The following is a 23,064-nucleotide window of genomic DNA, read 5'->3' as shown; positions in this document are numbered from 1 at the left end:
CCCGTTTACGCACTGATGGACCAACTGCCAGAGACTGAGGGCCCACGACCCGAGAGCCCGCTCTGTCACGCGGACCTGGCGTCCCTGGCCGAGCAGGGATCCCGGGAGGGCGGTGTGCGCCTGCAGGAACAGGCATTGTTGGGGCATCTGGTGTTGCGGGGTTCGTTGCAGAACGAATCCTTCGTCCAGGGCTTCGCCCAAGTGATGGGTATGGCGTTGCCCGGTGCGCTGGAGAGCGCTGCCGCAGGCGACGCCTCGGTGCGCTGGATCTCGCCCGATGAATGGCTGCTGATTGTGCCCGGCAAACAAGCCTTTAGCCTGGAAAAACAACTGCGTGAGGTCATGGCGGGGCATTTTTCGATCGCCAACGTTTCCGGTGGCCAGACCGTGCTGGTGCTGGCCGGCCAAGACGCCGTCAATGTGCTGAAGAAGAGCACCGGGTACGATCTGCGGGACCGTAACTTTCCGGTGGGCAAGGTGGTCACCACCACCTTCGCCAAGACCCAGGCGGTGATCCGCCGCACCGGCCAGCAGGAGTGGGAGTTGGTGGTCCGCCGCAGCTTCGCTGACTACGTCTGGCTGTGGCTGCAGGATGCCAGCGCTGAATACGGTCTGACCGTGACCGCCTGAACCCGGTCGCCCCGGTTTGCGGACCGGGGTAACCGGTCTGTCAACCAATGCCCAAGCTACCCGGAGAGAGATCATGAGGCATAAAGACAATCACTGGATCCTCACGGCCAATTGCCCCAGCCGGTTGGGAACGGTCGACGTGGTGACCCGCTTTCTTGCCAAGACCGCCAACTATGTGGGCGAAATTCACTCCTTCGACGACCAGGACATGAATCATTTCAGCATCCGGGTCGAATTTTTCCCGCTCAGTGAGGACTTTTGTCCCGAACGCTTCTCCACGGATTTCGCCCCCCGGGCCGAGGCGTTCGATATGAGCTGGCAGCTGACCTCGGCCCAGCACCGGTCCCGGGTGGCGATCATGGTGTCCAAATACGATCACTGCCTCAATGACCTACTCTATCATTACCGTACCGGCAAACTGGCGATCGAGATACCGGTCATCATGTCCAACCACCCGGATCTGGGCGAACTGGCCCGTTGGCACGGTATTCCCTATCACCACCTGCCCATTACCCCGGAAACCAAGGCGGAACAGGAGCGCCAGGTCTGGGAGCTGATACAGGAGTACGATTGTGAGTTGGTGGTGCTGGCCCGTTACATGCAGGTGCTGTCAAACGACCTGTGCGAGAAGCTCAGTGGCCGGGCGATCAACATTCACCATTCCCTGCTTCCCGGCTTCAAGGGGGCGAAGCCCTACCATCAGGCCTGGTCCAAAGGGGTCAAGCTGGTCGGCGCGACCGCCCATTATGTGAACAGCGATCTGGACGAAGGGCCTATTATCACCCAGGGGGTACAGGCGGTGGATCACAGCCACTACCCGGAAGATCTGGTCGCCAAGGGGCAGCATATCGAGTCGCTCACCCTCACGCGGGCGGTGCGTTACCACATTGAAAAACGGGTGTTCCTGCACGGCGACCGGACCGTGGTATTTGCCGACTGAAGCAGTTTTAGGCGTGCCCGTATTCGCCGCAGTGTGCGGGCCGATACGGGCAACCAGGGCAGAGCGGGGCGGCCGTCAACCGCTCACTGTTTCGGGTTGCATTGACCGGCGTGGAAGACCCCGTCGGCCGTTTGGTTGACCCAGGTGTAGACCCCCGATACGGCGCCCAGGTAATCGTTCCCTCCAGTGGAGTAATACCCGCCGGCGTAATACGCCCGCCCGGCGGTGTCGTGATTCAGATTGGTGTCGTGCCAGTCCTGGCAGAGGGGTGGCTCGCCGCCCCCATCGCTGCCACAGGCGGCGGGTTCGCTGCTGTACCAAAGCCCCGGTTCGCCCTCATACAAGATCACGCTGCTCCAGGTGTCGTAGGACGCCCCGATGTCGACGTCGTCGCCATTGGCAAAGCTGCGGTAATTGTAAGCGCCCCCTGCGTAGGCCCGGTTGGCGTAGATATGAGCGTAGGGCGAGCTGGTCGCCTGGGCGCAGGTTTCGCCAGGCGCACCGGGGTCGTACACCACCACCTCGCGGCGTTTGCTGGTGGTGTTGCTGTCGCTATCCGTGGCCGTATACACGCAGTAGTAAGTGCCCGTGGCCGAGGTGTCCACTGCACTGCAGTCGGCCGTGACCATGATGGCGCCGTCTTCCGCATCGTTGGCTGTGGCTCCGGGGTCGGTAAAGGGGCTGTCGAGAGCCACCTGCATGGGATTGTCGCCGGTCAGGGTGATGATCGGAACCCCTTCGGGGGCGGCACCGTCGCGGCTGTGACGGTCAAAAAAGTCCCAGATGATGTCGGGGAAACTGGGACCCGCCCTTACCGACCACTTGCCGTTGTTACCCTTGGCACCACCGACCCAGTAATGACCGTGATCGGTGTCCTGGGTGTTGGGGGTGGTGAGGGGGCCGTCCAGATAAACGGTTTCGACCACCGAGCGGCTGTCCACCGTGCCGTCCCGGGTGTACAGACTGTGCTCGCAATGGTAATTGTGCTGATGATAGGGGGTGCAGGCTCTGGTTGACGCATACGCCTTGCCGGTGGTGTTATGATCCGGCTCCCCGAACACCCGCAGGTGGGCATCCCGGATGTTATCGGCGGCGGTTTTCAGCACCGTACAATCATTTTCATTCTGCAACACCATCATGGGAATTGGGTAGCTGTTGTCCAGTTCGTTTTCCATGTCGGCAACCACTCGCGCCACACTGTGGAAGGAAGCGTTGCCGGGGCACTGGCCCGACAAGGACACTGAGGCCGCATCCTCGCCGTAGGGCAGGCCGGCAGCGGCGGCCGCCGCCGCCCAATACTCGTTGTGGGCAACCGCTGCGGCCACAGCCATGGCGCCGCCGGACGACAGGCCGGTGATGAAGCGCCGGTTGGGATCGATGGCGAATTGTGCCTCCACGGCGAGCCCGATCTGATGGAGGTCTTCCACTTCACCCGCGCCTTGGTGACGATGGTGGTCGAACCAGAAGCCCCAGCAGTTCTCGTTGCGCATGCCGTCGTAACCGGTAATGAACGGCGCCACCAGAATGAAACCATACGCGTCGGCGGCGGCGGTCAGCCCCCAGTCGTTCAGGACGTCGTTGTTGCTCTGCTTGCAGCCGTGCAGCGCCATCACCATGGGGGCGGGGGATGGCAGGCTGTCCGGCACGTACACTGCGTAATCCCGATTGCGGGACTGGTGGTAGGATTGCTGGGGCAATTGGTAAGTGTAAGTCTGGCCGGCTGCGGCGGGCCCTGCGGGGGTAAGCAGGCACACGGCCCACAAACACATCACCAAGGCAGCGCCCGGGCGCCACAAGGGGGCTGATCGGGACATGGGGCAAGCTCCTGTTATTGGATTGGTTGTCCGGTGAGCAAACCCAAGAAAATAGCGTGCCAATTCTTAACCGGTTGATGGGTGGGGGGATGCTGCTGCGTTGTTGGGATGAAGTGACCGGATTGGCGGACAGCGTGTCCTCACATACGGACAGGGCAGGCTCAGGCTGGAGGGGTTATGAGGCGGAAGTGATCTGGCCACATTCGATGATTTCGACCGAGTCAGGCAGCTTGCCCCGTTGCGGGCCGGGCAGGACGTCGGTGTAAAAGCGGTCAACGTACCGGAACGAGGCGACCTTGCAATTAGCGCTCAGCGTCCATTTGCTGTGATCAGCCACCAGCAGGCGGGTCCGGGTATTGGCGATGATTGCCCGACTGACTTCGGCCTCGCGCACGTCATAATCCATCAGACCCTTGCGCTCATCCATGCTGCCGGTACTGATGACGCCGAAATCGGTGGTGAAGGAACTGAAAAAACTGGTGACTTCCGGGCCGACCACATCGTGGTGGTTGTGTCGGTACTGACCCCCGGACACGATCAGTTCGAGGCCGGCATTGCCAGAGAGTGCCGCAGCCACCCGCAGATTGTTGGTCAGAATGCGCAGTGAGCGATGATGGCTCAGTGCCTGTGCCACCAGTTCAATGGTGGAACCCACACCCAGACTGACGGTAGCCCCTTCGGGAATGCGGGCTGCAACACGCCTGGCCATCAGTAGTTTGGCTTTCCGGTTGCGGATCTGGTGGTCGTCCTGAGGTCGGACGGCGGTGCTGGGCGGCAGGCTGACGCCGCCGTAGCGTCGCCGCAACAAGCCCTGCTCGCACAGCTTGTTGATGTCACGACGAATGGTTTGGGTGGTGACACCGAAGCGCTGGGCGATGTCTTCTACCTCGACATGCTCTTGCTCGTACACCCATTCCAGAATGCTGCGCTGCCGCTCTTTGGCACCCATCAGACCCAATACCCGATCAGTGAACTCCGGTTGATATCATGCAAGACGGGTGTCGGCCTGCCCCTGCGCGGACCCGGCGCGCTGTTGCAACCAGGCGTCCGCCATTTCCACAAACCCCAGCCCCGAACGCTGGCTGACGATGGTTTGCGGCCGGTAAGTCATAACGGCAAGGTGTTTGCGAATGTTGGCGACCCCGATACTCCTCGGAAAGTTGCGAAACATGCTCTCGTCGTTGGGGGCATCGCCAATAAACACTGAACGCCGCTGCAATTCCGGGTGATCCAGCCCCAGCAGCTCGCGGCCGACGCGCAGCGCCATGGTGGATTTGTCGAAATCGCCCAGCCAGATGTTGAGATGGATTGAACTCTGCCGAACATTGAACCCCTGCGCCACCAGCGCCTCGTGAACGCTGGCCACCTGTGCCGGAGTCAGCGCTTGTTGCTGGTTGTAGTCCACCGCCACGTCCACAAACCGAAACGGCTGATCGGTGGCGAGCCGGGGTTCAAAATCCAGTTTCAGCGCGGCCACCGCCGCCAGGATGTTCTGCTGGTCACGACGGTGCGTCGCTTCGTCGTCCCAGAAATGCCAGCGAATGGTCTGGGGCGCGGTGCGTTCTGCGTAAAACGCGCCACCTTCACCAATGACGGCGGTCACCGGCCAGGTGCGGATGATCTGGTCACACCAGCCGGCGCAGCCTCCGGTCACCGGAATGATGCGAATGCCCGCCGCCGCCAGCTGGCATAGCGCCAGATAGGTCTCGGGCAGCAGCTGGCCGTCGGTGGTCAGCGTATCGTCCACATCGGTGAACAGGATGTCAGCGTCACCAAACTCAATAGGGTTGCTCATAGCGTTGCTTGTCCAGTTACAGCGTGAGCGATGCACTGCCCGGGCACGGCAGTGCATCGGGCGGAGTCAAATGACTTTTTTGCGAAGGGCGCTGGTCAGTGCCTCGCCCAGAATGACCAGCACCACAATGGCCAGCAAAATGGTGGCAACGGTCTGCCAGGCGAACATGTCGATAGAGCCCTGCAGCAACACGCCGATACCACCGGCTCCTACCAGACCGAGAACGGTGGATTCGCGGATGTTGATGTCCCAGCGCAGAATGATGATGGCAAAAAAGGCCGGCATCACCTGGGGCACAATCGCGTAAAGCACCACCTTCAGCTTGCTGGCGCCTGTGGCTTCCATAGCTTCCACCGGGCGGCGGTCGATTTCCTCGATCGCCTCGCCCATCAGTTTGCCAATGAAACCGATGGAGCGGAACATCACCGCCAGAATACCCGCCAACACACCGGGGCCAAAAATGGCCACGAACAGCAGCGCCCAGATGATGGTGTTCACCGAGCGGCTGGAGACCAGGATGAACCGGCCAATCCACAGTGTGGCCCGGTTGGGCGTGGTGTTTTGCGCGGCGATGTAGGACACCGGCAGGGCAATGAATATCGTCAACATGGTGGACAGGGTGGCGATATGGACGGTTTCCAGCATGGCGTTGAAAATTGCCTGCCACGCGCTGAATTCCGGTGGCCACATGCGGGCACCCAGACTCTGGATCTGATTGGGGGCATCCCACACCCAGGGCCAGAAAATATCGATGTCACGCACCGCCCACACAATAGCCATCAGAGTGACCAGGTAGACCCCGTAGCGGGTCCACTGTTCTTTGCGGTCGTAGCGTGACCAGACGCGACCGGTCAGTTTTTCAGCGTGATCTACCATATCTTTTTCCTCACCCATCCGCTCAACCCCTCACTGACCAGAATGATCGCAATGATCATCAGCAGAATGGCAAAGGCGAAATCGTAGTCATACCGCCCGAAGGCGTTCATAAGCGTGCCGCCGATGCCACCCGCACCGACAATACCGACCACCGCCGAAGCGCGGAGGTTGCTGTCCAGCTGGTACATGGACAGCCCTATCTGCCGTGGCATGATCTGCGGGAACACCCCGTAGACCAGCATTTTCATGTAGCCGGCCCCCACCGAGCGCATGGCCTCCACCTGGCCCCAGTCGATTTCTTCGATTTCTTCAGCCAGCAATTTGGCCACAAACCCGATGGAGTAAAGGGTCAGGGTGAGGATACCCGCGACCGGACCAAACCCGACCGCTGCGACAAAAAGGATGGCCACGATCACCGGGTGAAAGCTGCGGGATACAATGATGATGGTGCGACCCACCAGGTACACCGGCAACGGCGCCACATTTCGGGCGGCCATTACCGCGATGGGCACCGACAGGCACACCCCCAGCAGGGTGGCTAGGAACGCAATCTGGAAACTTTCTTTGAATCCCGACCACAACAGCCCGGCCCGTTCGAAACTGGGAGGGAAGGCGCCGCCGAAAATTTTCGCGGCGCGGGGCAGGCCTTCAGAAATCCGTTGCCAGTCGAAGGGCAGGGTTGAGAATGCCCAATAGAGGTACGCCAGGATGACGGCGACCAAGCCATAGCGTACCCAGGGGTTGGCGATGAACGGGGGCTTCTTCCAGGTTCTGGCGGGTTTCATGCCGTAGACTCCTGGGCCGGTGAAGCCTGCGGGTGCGCATCTGCACCACCTTCTTCCGGTGATTCGATACCCCCGTAGATGGCATCGAGCGCGTCCTGATTGAAATCTTTGGGTTCACCGTCAAATATCATCTGGCCGTGGCGCATACCGACAATCCGGTCGGTGTACATCCGTGCCTGGGTGACGTTGTGAATGTTGATCAGCACCGGCAATGACATCTCACTGGCCAGGCTTTGCAACAGACTCATGATCTGCTGCGACGTTTTCGGGTCCAGCGAAGCGGTGGGTTCATCCGCCAGCAGAATTTCCGGTTCCTGCATCAGGGCACGTACCACAGCCACCCGCTGGCGCTCGCCTCCGGACAGCTGATCGGCACGTTTATCGGCGTAGTGGCCAATACCCACCCGCTCCATCAGGCCGAACGCACGGTCGATGTCCGCCTGCGGGAAACGACGGGTCATGGCCTGAAACAGCGACACGTACCCCAGACGTCCGGAGAGCACATTCTCCATGACCGTCAACCGGTCGATCAGGTTGAACCCCTGAAACACCATGCCGATGCGGCGGCGCGCCTGGCGCAGTTCGCCGCCGCGCAGATTGACCAACTCGTGGCCGTTTAATTTGATCGAACCCGAAGTCGGCTCGACCAACCGGTTAATGCAACGCAGCAGGGTGCTTTTCCCCGCCCCTGAAGCACCGACAATGGCAACCACACTGCTGCCATCGACCGTCAGATCAAGGCCTTTGAGCACCGGATCGTTCTGCCCGTATTGCTTAACGAGGTTGGTAATCTCTAACATGTAAATCGCTCCCGATGGAGCCTCCACCCTTCAGGCGGAGGCTCCAGAGTTCTTATCGAAGGTTGTCGCGGGTGTATTGGACGCCATTCGACGCTTGAATGGTGCGGATCACGCGCCAGTTGTCTTTGTAGTTGATGGGGATGAAGGTTTCGACGCCCTCAAACTCGTCACCCAGCTTGGTGCCGGCGAACTTGAAGGTGTAAAACGCTTCGCGAATCTTTTCGACCAGATCGGGATGCAGGTTGTGGGCATGGTTGTAAGACGTGGTCGGGAAACGATCCGACTCCCAGATCAGGCGTACATCGTCCTCATCGTAGAGTCCGCGGGCGGCCATGCGCTCAACCACTTCTGAGGCCACAGGGGCGGCGTCGTAATCCCGCGCCACCACACCGAGCATGGACTGGTCGTGGCTACCGGAGAAGGAAATTTCGTAGTCCTCTCCCGGGACGATACCCAATTCCGGGAACAGGGCTCTGGGCGCCTGGTTGCCCGAGTTGGAGGTGGGGGAAGTGTGGGCCACCCGTTTGCCTTTCAGATCGGCCATTTCGTGAATGTCGGAATCACGGTGGGTATAGACCTGGAGGGAATAACCGAACTGGCCGGAGTCGGAGCCCATCAGTGCGAAGGGCACCGCACCGGCGAGGTTGACGGCAAATGGGGTGGGTCCGGTGGAGAAACCGGCGATGTGCAGTCGGCCACTGCGCATGGCTTCAACCTGAGCCGAGTTGGATTGCACGGCGAAGAAGCGCACATTCCGCTCGGTGACTTCAGACAGGTGATCGATGAACGGCTGCCAGATGTCGGAATAAATGGCCGGATCTTCAACCGGTGTGTACGCAAAAATCAGTGTGTCGGGGTCGACCCACTTCGATTCATCCGTGGGCAGGTCGGCAACCATGTCCCCGTCTGCGTCGCAGTATAGGGTGTCCAGTGCGCCTCGTTCACAGTCAGCCAGCGCCTGGCCGCTGAACCCCAGCATCAAGGCCGATGCTGCAAGAACTGCAGACGGCAACAGGCCGGGACGGGTTTTTTTATCCAGTTTCATTGTGATTCTCCGTCGGGAGCGGTCCGTGCATGGGCGTTACATGCCTTGGATTGAACATCTTCACAGGACCCACCCCATTGGTTTGTTATTTGCCAGATGTTCAATTGAACATGAATGATAGCAGTATACCCCTACTAGGCAAGGCCAGAACTTTCTGCAAACTGGTCGATCACACCGGAAGATCGGCGATTACCGAGCGCTGGAGGCAACACCTTTTCAACGTCTGCGCCATCGCCCGGCAAGGTTTGTTTTCAACCAGAATGGAGCAATCTATGAATGAGCCCTCGAGTAACAATGAACCCCGGCGCCCCGTTAACACGCACAAGGCCTACCATGCCCATGTGTACTTCGAGCAAGAGACGCTGGAGTTCGCCAGGCAACTGTGCACCGAGGCCGGTGAACGATTTAATCTGCGGGTGGGACGTTTCCATGAAAAACCGGTTGGTCCGCACCCCAAATGGAGCTGTCAGATCAGTTTCGGAACCGCTGACTTTGACCAGCTGGTGCCCTGGCTCGACGAGCACCGGCAAGGCCTGAGTATTTTGATCCACGGGCTAACGGGCAATGATCTGGAGGACCACACCAGGTACGCGTATTTTCTGGGTGATCCCGTCGAACTGGATGTCTCCATGTTTGCCGCTCAATAGCACAAGCTTGGTCGCAGGCCGGGCGCCGCCGGCTTGCCCCCTGCCCATCGCGGGGTCGTGGATAATACCCACCCGTTAAGGGGCGTGTCTGTTGTATAATGAAAGCCATGCCACGCTTGTAACTCAATGAAATGAATCGGTATTTTTGTCATCGGTGCGAGTTTGTGCACCCTTGGCGCTACCGTTGCACTGACTTGCGTGTGGTGTTGATAAAGGATTAACCGCGCAGCAACGATCCGAGGGATCGGTTGCAGTGGCACGACCAAGGTAGGTCCGGCCGGCGGTTGGAACTGACAGGAGGTTTTATGTATTACGTAGACTTGCCAAGCGCCGAAGAAATCGGCGACCTTCATCGGGCGCGCGCTGACGCGTCACTCTCGATATACCTGCCGACCACGCCGCTTAGCCGTGAGTCCGAGCAAAGCCGGATCAACCTCGGTAATCTGCTTAAACAAGCCGTTGCCCAGCTGGAGGCGGACGGGATTGAGAAACCACGTCTGGTTGCCTTACAGCAACAGTTTGAAGACTTGCTGGGCGACGAGGAGTTCTGGAACCACCAGGCCAATACCCTGGCGATGCTGGCGACGCCGGAGTCGCTGCGTACCTACCGGATGGCGAACAAGCTCAACGAAATCGTTGAAGTGTCGGACCGCTTCCACCTCAAGCCGCTGCTGCGCGCCGTTACTTTCCCCCACGCTGCCCATATTCTGGCGCTTTCGGAGAACGCGGTCAGATTGATCGAGGTGTCGGCAGATTTGCCCGCCCGGGAGATTCGGGTACCGGAGTTGCCCGCGAACCTTAACGCACTGGTGGGCGAGCCAGTCAGCAAGGATTATACAGGTACCGGACACCGCCATGGTGCGCAGGGGGAACGCTCCGATCTGGCCCGTTATGTGCGCAAGATCAGTGGCGTACTGCGTCCCGTCCTGATGGGCTCTGACCTTCCGCTGATTCTGGCGGCGGCCCAACCGCTGGAGGCGTTGTTCCGATCGATCAGCAGCATCCCGGCGCTTACCGGCACCATCGCCGGCAACCCCGAACATTTGAGCGAAGCGGATTTGGCCGGGGCCGCACGACCGCTGCTGGATGCCCATTACGCGGAACAGATTCAGGACTTCCATCGCCTGTTCGACGAGCGCGCCGGCCAGAACCGGACCACCACCGACATTTCCGATGCCGCCCGTCTGGCAACCTTCGGTGGCATCGACCGGCTGCTGGTCGACATTGACAGCGTGGTTGACGGCCTGATCGACGATGAAACGGGGGAGGTGACCTTTGGCACCGCAGGCGATGCCCGCAGCTATGGGGTGATTGATGAAATCGCCGGCCGCGCGCTGCGCACCCGTGCCAAAGTCATGGCGGTGCGCAAACCAGACATCCCCGGTGGCCAGGACCTGGCGGTGATATCCCGCTATCCCATCTGATTGACGGGGGCGTAAGAACCGCGGGTGCCATGCGCTAAGGCACTGGTTCAAAGAGCGTTTCCAACAGAAAAGCATCGTCAAAATGGCGCCGTCCGTTAAACGCGGTCGCATGGCGCCCCCATTGACGCATGGCCCCCGGCGAGCGGATGCCCATGGGCCACAGGAGAAAGCGCTCAGCCCGTTCAGTTCCTGGAATCAAGCCGTGCGCACCAAACAGGCTGCGAAAACCCTGTTCAACAGGCAAAGAACGCAAGGTGTCATAGTCCTCCCACCTCATCTTCCGGCTCGCCGGTACGGTCACTGACCGGGCGCTCGGGCCCTCCGCGGGATAAACCCGTTGGATATAATGGGTGCTGTGCGCGATGCGTATCACCACTGGGGTGCGCGGCGGCGCCGGTTGCGGCAGCAGTGGGGCTTCGAAATACGCCCGGGGGAGGTCGCCACGCAGGCGCAATCGATCACTCAGGAAAAACTGGTGGTAACAGCCGCAGTTGTGGATGCTGTCGTACAGCCACGGTTTGCCGTCAGGCCCAAGGGTGACCCGCCAGATGATGCCGTCGAGCTGGCCGGCAAACAGGTCATTGCCCGGGCGTGCCGGAAACCAGACGATGTAATTCAGTTGCAGCAATACCTGGCCGCCAAGTCGGGTATGCGACACCTTGCGGTAGAGCGTTGGTTGGGTGATGTCGACGGTTGGCCCCTTGTCCCAACCGACCTTGCCTGGGTAATCGTGGTGATCGACCACATCGATTTCCCAGATGGGGGCAAAGTGCACAAACAGCCGCTCCCGGTCCGCCGCCGGCGGCACCGGAATGCCCAGCGGGTCCCGGGACTGCGCCAGCATGGCCTGGATCTGCCGGGTCGTGAGGGGCGCCTCGGGAAGCGAAGCGGCGGTCGGTGCGGATGGCTGTGCCCGCCAACGGGTCACTGTGCCCGCCTGGGGTAACAAGCTCAGGGAGGTGGCAAAGGCAGCACGCGTGCGACGGTGCCAGGCAGATATGCCGACCGAAACAAGCGGGGCGGTGACAGGGTAAACCCCCAAGACCCGCCACCCGGTCACATAGTCGTCGGGCACCCGGGCGGCGGCGCGCAGCCGGGCGTGTTGCGCCGGTGTGACCAGCTCGGTGGCGATCAACCGCTCGCGGCAGCGGTTGAGGTCCGCGAGGGTGGCATGGTGTGATTGTTCCGTGGCCGGGCGCGGCAGATTGCGCAGTTCCGCTTCGCGCCCCCGGGCATCGAGATTCGCCATATGCCCAATCCATGCGTGCCACCCCGGTGATTCGGCGCGCATTTCGTCATTGAATGAGGCCAGCAGGCGACTGGTGCGCAGGTAGGGAAAACCCGGAACCGGGGAGGTGCTCTGATCGCGTACCCCCGCTGCGGCAATGCGCCGGTCAATGTGCTGATAGAGCGCGCGGCACGGCGACCCGGCAATCCCGGGGGGAGCGGTGGGTGCGGGGATCAGCGCCGTGCAGCCCGCCAGAAGCAGCAGGTTGACGAGGGCGAAGAGTTTTGCCGGTTTCAACATAAGGGGGCCTGGCGTGCGGCAGCGGTCCGGTCCATTACCTTGATGCGTTGCTTGTATTCAGTATTGCCCTGCGCCGGGATAAGTAAACGCTCTTGTGATTGCTCACGCGGCAGCAGGGTGTTTGCCGGGCTGCAGGCCGGGCTCGCCGGTTGCCCCAACCCGGCGAACAAGGCGCCAGCCCTGTCCCGATTGCCCGTGTTTATGATGATGTTTTTTGTCGTGCCCCGGTCTCGAAAAGAGTAAAGTCGGTAGGAATGTCGGAGCCTCTGGCGCAAACCCTGCGACACCCGCGTGGGCGGCGATACAGGGCGACACGAGACCGGGGGAGTGAGTGATGGCGGCGTTAAAAATCACAGAGGACTTGGCACTATCCATTTTGGAATCTTTGCCACTGGGGACTTTGCTGGTTGCCCGGGATGGGAGTGTCGTTTATGCGAACGGTAAAGCGGAAGAGGTGTTTGGCTATCACCAGGGGGAACTTGTTGATCGGGTAGTAGAAGACCTGATTCCCGCGCAATATCACACTGTCCATCAGCACCATCGAAACCGCTATCTGCTCAGGCCCACCGCCAAGTCCATGAGTGGCGGGCGTATACTGGCCGGGCTGAAACCGAATGGTCACGAGATCAGCCTGCAGATAGGGCTGACGCCGGTGGGGGAGGAGCTTACGCTGGTATCGGTGATCGAGTCGACCAATACTATCATCAAACCTTCCCATGCGAACGATTCGTTGACCGGCTTGCCAAACCGGCAACTGTTTAACGAATTCAGTGAAAAGCTGAAGAAGCTGGCACGTCGAGATGGCAGCAGCCTCGCTATCCTGTTTATCGATTTGTATAAGTTCAAAGGGGTTAATGACCAATTCGGCCATGGCGTTGGTGATCTGGTGATTCGAGACGTAGCGGCACTGCTGCAGGACCAGGTAAGAGGCAGTGATGTGGTCGCCCGGATTGGCGGCGATGAATTTGTCATGTGCCTGTATGGTGTGAGTGATCTCGCAGCTTTGAAAAAGTTTTCGACCGAGTTGGTTCGCAAGATCTCTTCAATAGGTACGATTAGCGGTAACGAGATTGATGTCGGCGCCAGTATTGGCGCAGTGATGACCCGCACTGGGGAGAAGATGGATATCACTCGGATGATTGAGGTGGCAGACCGGTTGATGTACCGGTCCAAAGCCGCAGGCAAGGGAGCCGTTGTGGCTCAAACACTGTAGAAGAGGCGGTATGTCTGAAGATCCCCTGAAAACCCTGTCCGAACTGGCCAGCGAGGCCCATGCGCGCGTTCAGGCGGCCCACCAACACATCAACCCGGTGGTGGAGGTGCGTCGCGGCATGCGTGATGCGGGCATTCCGGCGGATGTCATGACTCTGGACTGCCTGCGTACCCGGCGGCGTATCACGCTGATCCTGCACGACAACCAGCCAGGATTGCTGTTGTACCAGTTCATCACCATTGATGAGGAGGTGGGGCAGAAGTTTCAACAGATAGCGTTGCGGGAGGTCACGGTGGACACCCTGGTGGGCTGGCTGCAGGAGTATTTTGGCTGATGGACGAAAGCCACCGCTGCCGGCATAACCCGCAGCGGTGGCATTTACCCGAGGTGCCTGGCGGCACTCTTTGCTGTTGTCAGGCTTGGGCCTGAGCCGCAGGCTTGCCGGACAGCAGCTTAGCCATGATCAGCGGAGCCATCAGCAACAGGGCAGCGGCGATCCACAGACCGATGGAAATCCCCGACTGCCACAGAATGCCCATGTCACCGCCACTGATGGACAGCGCCCGGCGCAGGTTGTCTTCCATCAGCCCCCCCAGCACGTAACCGAGAATGATCGGCGCCAGCGAGAAACCCAGCTTGCGCAGCAGGTAGCCGACTACGCCGATCACCAGCATCAGGTAAATGGCCATCAGGTCGGAGTGCAACTGGTATACCCCCACAAAAGCCAGAATGGCAATACCGGGCACCAGCACCCAGCGGGGGATGGTCAGCACCTTGGCGAACAGACCGGCGAGCGGCAGGTTCAGGGCCAGCAGCACCAGGTTACCAATGTACAGCGAGGCAATCAGGCCACCGGCCACGTCCGGGCGTTCGGTGAACATCATCGGACCCGGGGTGATGTTGTACAGCATCAGCGCGCCCAACAGTACGGCGGTGGTGCCGGACCCGGGAATGCCCAGGGTCAGCATGGGGACAAAGGAACCCACCGCTGCGGCGTTGTTGCCCGATTCCGGTGCAGCCAGACCGCGCATGTCACCGGTGCCGAAGGTGTTGTCTTTGTCCGACAGACGTTTTTCCGTGGTGTAGCTCACCGCACCGGCCACCGAGGCACCGGTGCCTGGCAGAACCCCGACCACAAAACCGATCAGGCCACTGCGCAACATGGCCCAGCGGCAGGCCACCACTTCTTTCAGTTGCACCATCACCCGGCCCAGCGGGGGCATGGTGTCGTCGACGTTTTTGTTGTGGGCGTGCTCCAGCATCAGCAGGATTTCACTGATGGCGAACAGACCGATAATCATCACCACAAAATCAATGCCGTCGTACAATTCGGGCATGCCCATGGTGTAGCGCATCACGCCGGTCCCGGAATCCACACCGACCATGGCCACCAGGATGCCCAGCACCGCACCAATCCCGGTTTTGATCGGGTCGTTACCCATCATCACCGACATGGAGGCAAAGGCAAACACCATCAGACCGAAGAACTCAGCCGGCCCGAACAGCACCGCCACTTCCGCCAGCAGGGGCGCAAACAGGGTCAGACCGATGATGGCAATGGTTGCGCCCACAAAGGAACTGATGGCCGACAGCCCCAACGCCGGACCCGCCAGGCCTTTTTTGGCCAGCGGGTGCCCGTCGAGGGTGGTCATCACCGCACCGGCATCGCCGGGTACGTTGAGCAGAATACTGGACATGCGGCCGCCGTATTCGGCGCCGGTGTACACACCGGCCAGCAGAATCAGTGCCGACTCCGCCGGCAGGCCCAGGGTGTAGGCCAGCGGCATCAGAATGGCGATGCCGTTGATCGGGCCGATGCCCGGCAAGGCGCCAAACAGGGTGCCCAGCAAGGCCCCCATAAACGCCAGCCCCAGGTTCATGGGCGTCAGCGCGACTTCAAAACCGTGAATCAGAAAATCGAACATGACGGAGGCCTCAGTTAAAGTTGGGCAGCCAAAGGCCCGTTGGCAAAGAAATGCCCAGCCCCAGGGTGAACAGGTAGTAGCTTCCTACCGACATCAGCACACCGGCCACCAGTGCCTTCGCCCAGGAGGCTGCGAACAGACGTGCCAGCATCAGGACAGCCACCAGAGTGGTGACCATAAAGCCCAGACGGGTAAACAGGAGGGCGTACACCAACAGCACGGCCAGCACCGCCAGCAGCCTTAACGCGACGTGTTTGTCGGGCCATTCGCCGTTGTCGCCGGGGCGAAACACCAGCACCAGCGACAAACCGGCCAATATGGCCGACAGCAGAATCGGGAAGGCTTTCGGCCCGACCGGTTCGTAGCTGAACATGACCTCGAATTGCGACGCGTTGAAGGCGGCCAGCGCCGCCAAACCGATCAGGGCAAGCCCTAAAATCCGGTCGGCGGCGATGTTCATTTCATCAACCCCACTTCTTTAGCCAGTTGCTTGAACTGCGCAACCTGCTTTTTCACATAGGTGTCGAACTCGTCACCCACCAGCGTCATGGGGAACAGACCGCGGGCTTCGCGCAGCTCGGCGAACTGCTCCCGCTCAGACAACTCTGTGAACCGCTCGACCCAGGCGTTGTAAGCCTCGTCGCTCACATTCGGGCCCATGTAATAGCCGCGCCAGATTGGCCATTCCACGTCGTAGCCCTGCTCAATGGCGGTAGGTATGTCGGCATAAGGGCCCTCCGCGCGTTTGTCGGCCAGCGCCGCCAGGACACGCACCTTGCCGCTGTCCAGATGGGGGCGCAGCTCCGACAGATCGCCGGTGAACACCTTGATGTGGCCGCCCAGCAGAGCCGCCAGGGACTCGCCGCCGCCTTCAAACGCCACGTAGCGCAGCGCACGGGGTGATACTCCGGTGGCTTTGGCCACCAGCGCGGCTTTCATCCAGTCCTGGCTGCCCACCGTGCCGCCGGCGCCAAAGACGATGCTGCTCGGGTTCTTGTGCAGGTCTTTCATCAACTCATCGAGGTTCTGCCAAGGGGCATCGGCTTTCACCACTATGGCGCCATAATCCACCCCCAAGGCGCCCAGCCAGCGTACTTCGCTCGCGTCGTATTTGCCGAGCTTACCGAGGGCCAGATTCACCGCAGCGCCGGTGCTGGCCGCCACAATCAGGTTGGGATCAGCCTTACGCACGCCGTTGACGTGGTTGTAGGCAACCGCGCCGATACCGCCGGGCATGTAGCTGACCATCATCGGGCGACTGATCAGCTGGGTGTCTTGCAGACCATTGGCGGCCAGACGGCAGGTCAGGTCGTAACCACCGCCGGGCTTGGCCGGGGCTATGCATTCTGTGGCGCCGGCTTGGGCGACAGCATTACCAGATACCAGGGCCGCACCCATAACCAGAGGGGCAGACCAACGCAGTAAAGTGGAGTTGAGTTTCATAAAAGACTCCAGGTGTCTTTGTTTTTCGCAAAGGTGCGAGAACCTACTCTTGCTATCACTTTTGGGAGTGATTAAACCGATACTAACGACCTAACCTGTCATCAACCTGTCAGACCTCTATAATTATCGTCTCAAGCCACCCGCAAGACCCCGGAATGCTCACACCATGCGCCTGCTTATTGTTGAAGACGACCCGTTGCTTGCCGCTTCACTGACTCAGGGGCTGGCGCCGTTGGGCAACACGGTGGAGGTGTTTCACCGCTTGAGCGAAGCCCGGTCGGCCCTGTCTCACAGTGAGTTTGATCTGGTGGTACTGGATCTGGGCCTGCCCGATGGCAGCGGCCTGGCGCTGTTGGCGGAACTCCGCAAGCGGGGCAATGCCACGCCGGTGCTGATACTCACCGCCCGGGACGGGGTGGCTGAACGTGTGGCTGGATTGGATACCGGCGCCGATGACTACCTGACCAAGCCGTTCTCCTTGCCGGAGTTGCAGGCCCGGGTCCGCGCCCTGCTGCGCCGCAGCCAGCAGCGCACCGACAACCGGCTGCGCTTTGGCCCCCTGTGTTTTGATCCCGCCTCCGGCGATGTGACCTTGCACGACCAGCGGCTGGATCTGCCTCCCCGGGAGTTGGGGCTGATGCAGGGGTTGCTGCTCCATGCCGGGCGGATCGCCCCACGGGAGCAGCTGATTGACCGGCTGTTCGGATTCGGCGAAGCCGGGCCCAATGCGCTGGAGGTGTACATCAGCCGGCTGCGCAAACGCCTGCAGGGCAGTGGCGTGCGCATCCGTACGTTGCGCGGGTTGGGCTACCGGCTGGAGGACGACGGGGAGTGACCGCCAGGGTGGGCACGCTCAAGGGACGCCTGGCGGGCTGGCTGCTGGCCACGGTGGGTTTACTCGGCACCTTGTTGCTGGTTGAAGCCTACACCGGCGCCCAGCGCGCCGCCGACCGTGCCTACGACAGCCAGCTGGAAGCCGCCAGTTTGTCCATCGCGGAAGCGGTGCAGTGGCAGGATGGTCAGCCGATTGTGGAGATGCCCGCCGCCGCCTTGCAGATCCTGGCCACCGACGCCCAGGAGCGGGTGTTTTACGGGCTGTTAACCGCCACCGATCAGCCGGTCACCGGTAATTTGAGCGGCGCGTTGATCGCCAGCGTGCGGAATCTCCTCGCCGACGGTCCTGCCTATGCCCGGGTGCAGAGTCGGGGAACACCGGTCCGTCTGTATGGCCGGGAACTGATGGCGGCGGGATGGGAGGCCACCGAACCGGTGGAAATCTGGGTGGGCCATACGGTCGCTGGCCGCAAGGCACTGGCCCTCGAATTGTTTCTGGGCACCCTGGCCCGGTTTGTGGTCATGGTTCTGTTGACCGTCTTGTTGTTGATGCTGGCCGTGCGCATGGCGTTGCAGCCGTTGCGCCGCCTGCGAAGCGCGCTGCGCAGCCGCGAGGCGGACGATGTCAGCCCCTTGAACGCCCGGGTACCTGGCGAACTTTCTGAACTGGTGGACACCCTGAACGCCCTGTTCGAACGCCAGCGCGAGGGACGCAACACCTTGCTGCGGTTCACCGCGGACGCCAGTCACCAGCTAAAAACCCCGTTGGCGGGCCTGCAGAGCGCCAGTGAGCTGGCGCTGCAGAGTGACAATCCGGAGGACTGGCGCCGAGCGCTGCAAACCGTTCATGACAGCAGCGAGCGCACCAGCCGGCTGGCTGGCCAGCTATTGAGTCTGGCGCGCCTGGGCCACGGCACCGGCGCCAGCCACACCCGGCTCGAGCTGCGCGAGTTGCTGCGGGAAACCGTCCTCGAGTGGGCCGAGCGCGAGGTTGCCCGCAATCACGATGTGGGCCTGGCTGCCTTGCCGGCGACCCCGTGTGTTATTCGGGGTGAACCCTGGGCCCTGCGGGAATTGCTCGCCAATCTGATTGATAACGCCCTGCGTTACACCCCCGCCGGCAGCGAGATCACCCTGGCGCTCGAACGTTCAGCGCAGTGGATCACCCTGAGCATTGCGGACACCGGCCCCGGCGTCAGCCAGGAAGTGCTGCACCGGCTGCATCAGCCCTTCGAACGCGGCGGGCGGCAGGATACCGGAGGGTCCGGTCTGGGGCTGGCGATTGTGGATTCGATTGCACGCCTGCACAAAGCCACCTTGTTGTTGCGCAGCGAGCCCGGGCAGGGGCTGTGGGTGGGGGTCCGCTTTCCCGCAGAGCCGGCTGAGGTCCTCTGAGATGTCCCGATACCTGCAGGTCGTGCTGACCGGGATCTGGTTGCTGGCCTCAGCAGTAATGGCGCAGGAGCGCATACCGCTGACCGTCACCGCGGCGTTGGACCGGGACATGGCCGCGCCGCTGCTGGACGCGTTTGCCCGGGCGCATCCGGACATCGAGTTGATTTATGAGGACGTCTCCACCCAGGCAGCGGACCAACGTGCCCGCACGACCGACCCGCCCCCCGATGTGGTGATCAGCTCAGCCATGCCCTGGCAAATGGCGCTGGTCAACGAGGGACTGGCGCAACCGCTGCACAGTCAGGCGGCCCGCAACTGGCCGGCCTGGGCCCAGTGGCGCAACGAGGTGTTCGGCTTTACCTTCGAGCCCGTTGTGACCGTGTTCCGGCTGGAACTGGCGCGCCATATGCTGCCGCCGGGCACCCACGCCGATCTGCATACGCTGCTGAGTGGCCAGCGGGCGCTGCTGAAGGGCCGGGTCACCACCTATGGGCCTGCCAGCAGTGGCATCGGGCAGATGCTGTTTCAGCAGGACGCCCGCTATTCACCGCGATTCTGGGATCTGGTGGCTGCCATGGGGGCGGTCGACGTCAGCCTGGAAAACAGCACCCGCGCCATGCTGGCCGGGCTGACCGAGGGGCGCTACTGGTTGGGTTACAACCTGCTGGGCTCCTACGCCATCGCCTGGGCGCGCCGACACCCGGAACTGATTGTGCGGATACCTCAGGATTACGCCCTGGTGATGATGCGGATGGCGTTTATACACCGCGATGCGCCCAACCCGGCGGCCGCCAGACGATTCATGAATTTTGTACTCGGTCCTGAAGGCCAGCGGGTGCTGGCCGGTGATACGCCGTTATTCAGTGTCTTGCCGGAAGTGGTCGGCCCCTATACGGCCCAGCGGCTGCGCGACCAGATTGGGGAGCGCCTGTACCCCATCCCCATCAACGCCTCCCTGCTGGCCTTTGACGACCCACTGCGGCGCCGCCTGTTCATGGTGCGCTGGCGCCGGGAGCTGGAATGATGAATGCTCAGCAATCTGATTGACAGATATACAAATTTGCTTGGCTTTGCCCGGCGCTTGGGCTACGTTTAATGCAGTTCATGCATTTCGTCTCAAGGCGATAACAAAAACAATAACATCCGGATGATTCTGGAGTGCGATTTGACAACGACTCAAGCTGTTGGCAGTGATGTTGGTGCGGCGTCAGGCAAGACTGAACATAACAAAAACATACTCGAGATCCACAATCTGTCCCTGTCGTTCGGCGGGGTGACCGCGTTGCGGGACGTGAGCTTTCGCGTTCCCGAGCAGGGCATTACCACCGTTATTGGCCCCAACGGTGCGGGCAAGACCTCGATGTTCAACTGCATTTCCGGATTTTACCAACCCCAGCAGGGCAGCATCCATTATCAAGGTAAGCCGCTCACCGGAGTAAAGCCGCCTGCCCGGGCCGCGTTGGGGCTGGCCCGCACCTTTCAAAATATTGCCTTGTTCCGGGGCATGACCGTGCTGGACAACATCAAACTGGGTGCGCACGTCCACATGAAGAGCGGTTTGCTGGCTTCGCTGGCGTACTTCGGCCCGGCGCGGCGCGAAGAAATGGCGGTTCGCCGGGAGGTGGAACGCCACATCATCGATTTTCTGGAAATTGATCACATCCGGCGCCAGCCGGTGGCCAGCCTGCCCTACGGGCTGCAGAAGCGGGTGGAACTGGCCCGCGCTCTGGCCATGCGTCCCAAGGTGTTGATGCTGGATGAGCCGGTGGCGGGGATGAACCGGGAAGAAAAAGAAGACATGGCCCGGTTCATCCTTGATATCCGTGAGGAGTGGGATGTAACCATCCTGATGGTGGAGCACGACATGGCCATGGTGATGGATATTTCCGATCATATTGCGGTGCTCAATTTCGGTCAGGTGATCGCCGAAGGCTTGCCTGCGGACGTGCAGAACAATGCCGAGGTCATCGAGGCTTATCTGGGTACCCGCGACATGGACAGTCTGCGTCACAAGTTGAATCCAGAGAGTGAGGTGGCTTAGTGGACTGGTTGTTCTTTGGGGAAATCAGTCTTGCCGGTCTGGCCATGGGTGGTCTCTATGGGCTGATCGGTTTGGGTTTTGTGATTATTTACAAAGCCACCCGGGTGATCAATTTCGCCATCGGCGAGATCATGATGTTCGCGGCTTACCTGTTTCTGGCCTTCGCCGGAGGCATGGAAATGTCCCCCTGGGTAGCCCTGCCACTGGCGGTCTTGGGCGGCAGTGTGCTGGGCGGGGTGATCGAGAAGGTGATGATCCGGCCCATGCTGGGCGAATCCTCCATATCGGTGGTCATGGTCACCATTGGCCTGGCCAGCATTCTGGTGGGGCTGGTCGAACTGGGGTGGGGTGCGGACCCCCAGCTGCTGCCGGAATTCCTGCCCCGCAAGCCGGTGTTCCTTGGCGAGCTGTATCTGGCTCCCAAGATTGCCTACGGGTTCCTGATCGGTGCCACGCTGCTGCTGGTGTACCTGCTGTATTTCCGCTTTTCCCGGGGTGGGGTGGCCCTGCGGGCTACCGCGTCGGATCAGGCCGCGGCCTATTCCATGGGCATCAACGTGCGGCGGGTGTTCAACCTGGCGTGGGTGTTCGGCTCGCTGGCGGCGTCTCTCGCGGGTGTGCTGGTGGCGGCCACCGGGGGGTTGAGTCCGCAGTTTGGTGCCGTCGGTCTCAGTGTGTTGGTGGTGGTGATTGTCGGCGGGCTGGACAGCATCTTGGGCGCGCTGATTGCCGGGTTGTTTATCGGCTGGCTGGAAACCGTAGCCGGCGCCTACCTGGGCGGTCAGTACCGCATGCCGGCCACCTTTGCGGTGCTGGCGGTGATTCTGGTGCTGCGGCCTTACGGGCTGTTTGGCACCCATGAAATAGAGCGAGTCTGAAATGCGCATCGGTGACGCCAAGCAGAGCTACGAGGCCGACGAGGCCATCTGGACCAGCAGTACCCAGAAATTCTGGTTTGCCGTGTTTCTGCTGGTGCTGGCGGTGTTTCCGTTCGTGGCGGACGCCTATCTCCTGTACATCGGTTGCCTGGTCGGTATCGCGGTGATCAGTACCACCGGGTTAAACATTCTGACCGGATTTACCGGTCTGATTTCCCTCGGACAGGCGGGCTTTATGGGGGTGGGGGGCTATACGGTCGCCTGGTTTTCCCTGCACACCGCTCTGCCATTCCCGCTTACCCTGTTGCTGGCCGGACTGCTGACCGCCGCGGTGGGCATTCTGGTGGGGTTGCCGTCCCTGCGGGTGAAGGGCCTGTATCTGGCGATTGCGACCCTGGCCGCGAGTGTCTTCCTGCATTTCATCTTTGCCGAGTGGCAGGCTGTGACCGGTGGTATGGGCGGCCTGAGCCTGCCGCCTGCCCATCTGTTCGGGCTGACATTCCAAAGTGATTTCGAGATGTATTTTATTATCGTACCGCTGGCGGTGGTCATGGTGCTGGCGGCCAAAAACGTGTTCCGGACCCGCACCGGGCGGGCGTTTATCGCGATCCGCGACCGGGACATATCGGCCGAAATACTGGGCATCAACCTGTTGCGGTACAAACTGATGTCGTTCGCACTCAGTTCCTTTTATGCGGGGGTGGCGGGTGGTCTGTTTGCCTATTTTTACCGGGTGGTCACCCCGGAAAGTTTCCCGCTGTCCCTGTCCATTTTTTATCTGGCGGCGGTGATTGTCGGCGGCATGGGCAACTTGCTGGGGGGCATTCTCGGAGCCGCCTTTATGACCCTGATACCCGAAATGCTCAATCTGCTCACCGCCACGCTTACCCCGTTTTACCCGAACGCCCCGGTATTCATGTCGCCGATGCTGGGCATCATTTTTGGCGCGCTGATTGTCGGTTTTCTGATCTTTGAACCCAACGGGCTCGGGGAGATCTGGCAGCGGGTACGACGTTTTTTCAGGTTGTGGCCATTCAGGAACTAATAACAA

23 protein-coding genes are annotated in these 23,064 nt (G+C 61.0%); 12 read left to right on the top strand and 11 right to left on the bottom strand.

The window, feature by feature from the left end; genetic code table 11:
• The first annotated feature begins 15 nt into the window (after positions 1 to 15).
• On the top strand, positions 16 to 630 hold the full coding sequence (locus BG841_RS02475) for a sarcosine oxidase subunit gamma (RefSeq protein ID WP_070058652.1): 615 nt from the start codon (positions 16 to 18) through the stop codon (positions 628 to 630).
• Positions 631 to 703: 73 nt separating this feature from the next.
• Positions 704 to 1,570, top strand: a complete 867-nt coding sequence (purU, locus tag BG841_RS02470) for a formyltetrahydrofolate deformylase (protein WP_070056206.1) — start codon at positions 704 to 706, stop codon at positions 1,568 to 1,570.
• An 83-nt stretch (positions 1,571 to 1,653) separates the two neighbouring features.
• Here purU and BG841_RS02465 read toward each other — a convergent pair whose 3' ends face one another.
• The 7 genes from BG841_RS02465 to phnD all read right to left on the bottom strand — a co-directional run bounded on the left by BG841_RS02465 (position 1,654) and on the right by phnD (position 8,685).
• On the bottom strand, positions 1,654 to 3,384 hold the full coding sequence (locus BG841_RS02465) for a PHB depolymerase family esterase (RefSeq protein ID WP_070056205.1): 1,731 nt from the start codon (positions 3,382 to 3,384) through the stop codon (positions 1,654 to 1,656).
• A 175-nt stretch (positions 3,385 to 3,559) separates the two neighbouring features.
• On the bottom strand, positions 3,560 to 4,333 hold the full coding sequence (locus BG841_RS02460; protein WP_070056204.1) for a DeoR/GlpR family DNA-binding transcription regulator: 774 nt from the start codon (positions 4,331 to 4,333) through the stop codon (positions 3,560 to 3,562).
• Positions 4,334 to 4,369: 36 nt separating this feature from the next.
• Positions 4,370 to 5,179 (bottom strand): HAD-IIB family hydrolase, encoded by an 810-nt coding sequence (locus BG841_RS02455; RefSeq protein ID WP_070056203.1) that lies wholly within the window; start codon positions 5,177 to 5,179, stop codon positions 4,370 to 4,372.
• Between the two features lie 66 nt (positions 5,180 to 5,245).
• On the bottom strand, positions 5,246 to 6,055 hold the full coding sequence (phnE, locus tag BG841_RS02450; RefSeq protein ID WP_070056202.1) for a phosphonate ABC transporter, permease protein PhnE: 810 nt from the start codon (positions 6,053 to 6,055) through the stop codon (positions 5,246 to 5,248).
• The gene (gene phnE / locus BG841_RS02445; protein ID WP_070056201.1) at positions 6,049 to 6,840 is read right to left on the bottom strand and encodes a phosphonate ABC transporter, permease protein PhnE; all 792 of its coding nucleotides are present in this window, start codon (positions 6,838 to 6,840) and stop codon (positions 6,049 to 6,051) included. Before phnE (BG841_RS02445) ends, phnE (BG841_RS02450) begins: the two co-directional genes overlap by 7 nt.
• The gene (gene phnC / locus BG841_RS02440; protein WP_070056200.1) at positions 6,837 to 7,640 is read right to left on the bottom strand and encodes a phosphonate ABC transporter ATP-binding protein; all 804 of its coding nucleotides are present in this window, start codon (positions 7,638 to 7,640) and stop codon (positions 6,837 to 6,839) included. Before phnC ends, phnE (BG841_RS02445) begins: the two co-directional genes overlap by 4 nt.
• 52 nt (positions 7,641 to 7,692) lie before the next feature.
• A complete protein-coding gene (gene phnD / locus BG841_RS02435) occupies positions 7,693 to 8,685 on the bottom strand; it encodes a phosphate/phosphite/phosphonate ABC transporter substrate-binding protein (protein WP_070056199.1) in 993 nt (330 codons plus the stop codon).
• A 272-nt stretch (positions 8,686 to 8,957) separates the two neighbouring features.
• Here phnD and BG841_RS02430 point away from each other — a divergent pair, with 272 nt between their 5' ends.
• Entirely contained in the window at positions 8,958 to 9,332 is a 375-nt protein-coding gene (locus tag BG841_RS02430) for a DOPA 4,5-dioxygenase family protein (protein ID WP_070056198.1), read from the top strand.
• Positions 9,333 to 9,637: 305 nt separating this feature from the next.
• Positions 9,638 to 10,756: a hypothetical protein gene (locus tag BG841_RS02425; protein WP_070056197.1), complete on the top strand. Its 1,119-nt coding sequence runs from the start codon at positions 9,638 to 9,640 to the stop codon at positions 10,754 to 10,756.
• A 34-nt stretch (positions 10,757 to 10,790) separates the two neighbouring features.
• On the opposite strand, the gene BG841_RS02420 is transcribed toward BG841_RS02425, so the two are convergent.
• Positions 10,791 to 12,284, bottom strand: a complete 1,494-nt coding sequence (locus BG841_RS02420; RefSeq protein ID WP_070056196.1) for a hypothetical protein — start codon at positions 12,282 to 12,284, stop codon at positions 10,791 to 10,793.
• Between the two features lie 334 nt (positions 12,285 to 12,618).
• Between BG841_RS02420 and BG841_RS02415 the strand changes: the two genes are divergently transcribed.
• On the top strand, positions 12,619 to 13,497 hold the full coding sequence (locus BG841_RS02415) for a sensor domain-containing diguanylate cyclase (protein ID WP_070056195.1): 879 nt from the start codon (positions 12,619 to 12,621) through the stop codon (positions 13,495 to 13,497).
• Between the two features lie 10 nt (positions 13,498 to 13,507).
• Positions 13,508 to 13,831 carry a hypothetical protein gene (locus BG841_RS02410; protein ID WP_070056194.1) on the top strand — a complete coding sequence of 108 codons (324 nt, stop codon included), beginning with the start codon at positions 13,508 to 13,510 and terminating at the stop codon, positions 13,829 to 13,831.
• Positions 13,832 to 13,910: 79 nt separating this feature from the next.
• Here BG841_RS02410 and BG841_RS02405 read toward each other — a convergent pair whose 3' ends face one another.
• From BG841_RS02405 to BG841_RS02395, 3 genes are read right to left on the bottom strand one after another with little or no spacing between them, the layout of a single operon-like run.
• Positions 13,911 to 15,422: a tripartite tricarboxylate transporter permease gene (locus BG841_RS02405; RefSeq protein ID WP_070056193.1), complete on the bottom strand. Its 1,512-nt coding sequence runs from the start codon at positions 15,420 to 15,422 to the stop codon at positions 13,911 to 13,913.
• A gap of 10 nt (positions 15,423 to 15,432) precedes the next feature.
• On the bottom strand, positions 15,433 to 15,882 hold the full coding sequence (locus tag BG841_RS02400) for a tripartite tricarboxylate transporter TctB family protein (RefSeq protein ID WP_070056192.1): 450 nt from the start codon (positions 15,880 to 15,882) through the stop codon (positions 15,433 to 15,435).
• Positions 15,879 to 16,865: a Bug family tripartite tricarboxylate transporter substrate binding protein gene (locus BG841_RS02395; RefSeq protein ID WP_070056191.1), complete on the bottom strand. Its 987-nt coding sequence runs from the start codon at positions 16,863 to 16,865 to the stop codon at positions 15,879 to 15,881. The genes BG841_RS02400 and BG841_RS02395 overlap by 4 nt, the downstream gene beginning before the upstream one ends.
• A 166-nt stretch (positions 16,866 to 17,031) precedes the next feature.
• Here BG841_RS02395 and BG841_RS02390 point away from each other — a divergent pair, with 166 nt between their 5' ends.
• The 6 genes from BG841_RS02390 to BG841_RS02365 all read left to right on the top strand — a co-directional run bounded on the left by BG841_RS02390 (position 17,032) and on the right by BG841_RS02365 (position 23,058).
• The gene (locus BG841_RS02390) at positions 17,032 to 17,700 is read left to right on the top strand and encodes a response regulator transcription factor (RefSeq protein ID WP_070056190.1); all 669 of its coding nucleotides are present in this window, start codon (positions 17,032 to 17,034) and stop codon (positions 17,698 to 17,700) included.
• Positions 17,697 to 19,094, top strand: a complete 1,398-nt coding sequence (locus BG841_RS02385) for a sensor histidine kinase (RefSeq protein WP_070056189.1) — start codon at positions 17,697 to 17,699, stop codon at positions 19,092 to 19,094. Before BG841_RS02390 ends, BG841_RS02385 begins: the two co-directional genes overlap by 4 nt.
• 1 nt (position 19,095) lies before the next feature.
• Positions 19,096 to 20,118 (top strand): ABC transporter substrate-binding protein, encoded by a 1,023-nt coding sequence (locus BG841_RS02380; RefSeq protein ID WP_070056188.1) that lies wholly within the window; start codon positions 19,096 to 19,098, stop codon positions 20,116 to 20,118.
• 210 nt (positions 20,119 to 20,328) lie between these two features.
• Positions 20,329 to 21,135, top strand: coding sequence for an ABC transporter ATP-binding protein (locus BG841_RS02375; RefSeq protein ID WP_070058651.1), 807 nt, complete (start codon positions 20,329 to 20,331; stop codon positions 21,133 to 21,135).
• A complete protein-coding gene (locus BG841_RS02370; RefSeq protein WP_083260159.1) occupies positions 21,135 to 22,013 on the top strand; it encodes a branched-chain amino acid ABC transporter permease in 879 nt (292 codons plus the stop codon). Before BG841_RS02375 ends, BG841_RS02370 begins: the two co-directional genes overlap by 1 nt.
• A gap of 1 nt (position 22,014) precedes the next feature.
• The gene (locus tag BG841_RS02365) at positions 22,015 to 23,058 is read left to right on the top strand and encodes a branched-chain amino acid ABC transporter permease (protein ID WP_070056187.1); all 1,044 of its coding nucleotides are present in this window, start codon (positions 22,015 to 22,017) and stop codon (positions 23,056 to 23,058) included.
• Positions 23,059 to 23,064 lie beyond the last annotated feature (6 nt).

It is taken from the genome of Marinobacter sp. X15-166B (assembly GCF_001752365.1).
Classification (GTDB): Bacteria; Pseudomonadota; Gammaproteobacteria; order Pseudomonadales; family Oleiphilaceae; genus Marinobacter.
This window is presented reverse-complemented; position numbering and strand designations above follow the sequence as displayed.

Excerpts from the sequence above, each read along its gene's own strand:
- BG841_RS02475 (WP_070058652.1), top strand. The coding sequence starts at position 16 with ATGGACCAACTGCCAGAGACTGAGGGCCCACGACCCGAGAGCCCGCTC.
- purU (WP_070056206.1), top strand. The coding sequence starts at position 704 with ATGAGGCATAAAGACAATCACTGGATCCTCACGGCCAATTGCCCCAGC.
- BG841_RS02465 (WP_070056205.1), bottom strand. The coding sequence starts at position 3,384 with ATGTCCCGATCAGCCCCCTTGTGGCGCCCGGGCGCTGCCTTGGTGATG.
- BG841_RS02460 (WP_070056204.1), bottom strand. The coding sequence starts at position 4,333 with ATGGGTGCCAAAGAGCGGCAGCGCAGCATTCTGGAATGGGTGTACGAG.
- BG841_RS02455 (WP_070056203.1), bottom strand. The coding sequence starts at position 5,179 with ATGAGCAACCCTATTGAGTTTGGTGACGCTGACATCCTGTTCACCGAT.
- phnE (WP_070056202.1), bottom strand. The coding sequence starts at position 6,055 with ATGGTAGATCACGCTGAAAAACTGACCGGTCGCGTCTGGTCACGCTAC.
- phnE (WP_070056201.1), bottom strand. The coding sequence starts at position 6,840 with ATGAAACCCGCCAGAACCTGGAAGAAGCCCCCGTTCATCGCCAACCCC.
- phnC (WP_070056200.1), bottom strand. The coding sequence starts at position 7,640 with ATGTTAGAGATTACCAACCTCGTTAAGCAATACGGGCAGAACGATCCG.
- phnD (WP_070056199.1), bottom strand. The coding sequence starts at position 8,685 with ATGAAACTGGATAAAAAAACCCGTCCCGGCCTGTTGCCGTCTGCAGTT.
- BG841_RS02430 (WP_070056198.1), top strand. The coding sequence starts at position 8,958 with ATGAATGAGCCCTCGAGTAACAATGAACCCCGGCGCCCCGTTAACACG.
- BG841_RS02425 (WP_070056197.1), top strand. The coding sequence starts at position 9,638 with ATGTATTACGTAGACTTGCCAAGCGCCGAAGAAATCGGCGACCTTCAT.
- BG841_RS02420 (WP_070056196.1), bottom strand. The coding sequence starts at position 12,284 with ATGTTGAAACCGGCAAAACTCTTCGCCCTCGTCAACCTGCTGCTTCTG.
- BG841_RS02415 (WP_070056195.1), top strand. The coding sequence starts at position 12,619 with ATGGCGGCGTTAAAAATCACAGAGGACTTGGCACTATCCATTTTGGAA.
- BG841_RS02410 (WP_070056194.1), top strand. The coding sequence starts at position 13,508 with ATGTCTGAAGATCCCCTGAAAACCCTGTCCGAACTGGCCAGCGAGGCC.
- BG841_RS02405 (WP_070056193.1), bottom strand. The coding sequence starts at position 15,422 with ATGTTCGATTTTCTGATTCACGGTTTTGAAGTCGCGCTGACGCCCATG.
- BG841_RS02400 (WP_070056192.1), bottom strand. The coding sequence starts at position 15,882 with ATGAACATCGCCGCCGACCGGATTTTAGGGCTTGCCCTGATCGGTTTG.
- BG841_RS02395 (WP_070056191.1), bottom strand. The coding sequence starts at position 16,865 with ATGAAACTCAACTCCACTTTACTGCGTTGGTCTGCCCCTCTGGTTATG.
- BG841_RS02390 (WP_070056190.1), top strand. The coding sequence starts at position 17,032 with ATGCGCCTGCTTATTGTTGAAGACGACCCGTTGCTTGCCGCTTCACTG.
- BG841_RS02380 (WP_070056188.1), top strand. The coding sequence starts at position 19,096 with ATGTCCCGATACCTGCAGGTCGTGCTGACCGGGATCTGGTTGCTGGCC.
- BG841_RS02365 (WP_070056187.1), top strand. The coding sequence starts at position 22,015 with ATGCGCATCGGTGACGCCAAGCAGAGCTACGAGGCCGACGAGGCCATC.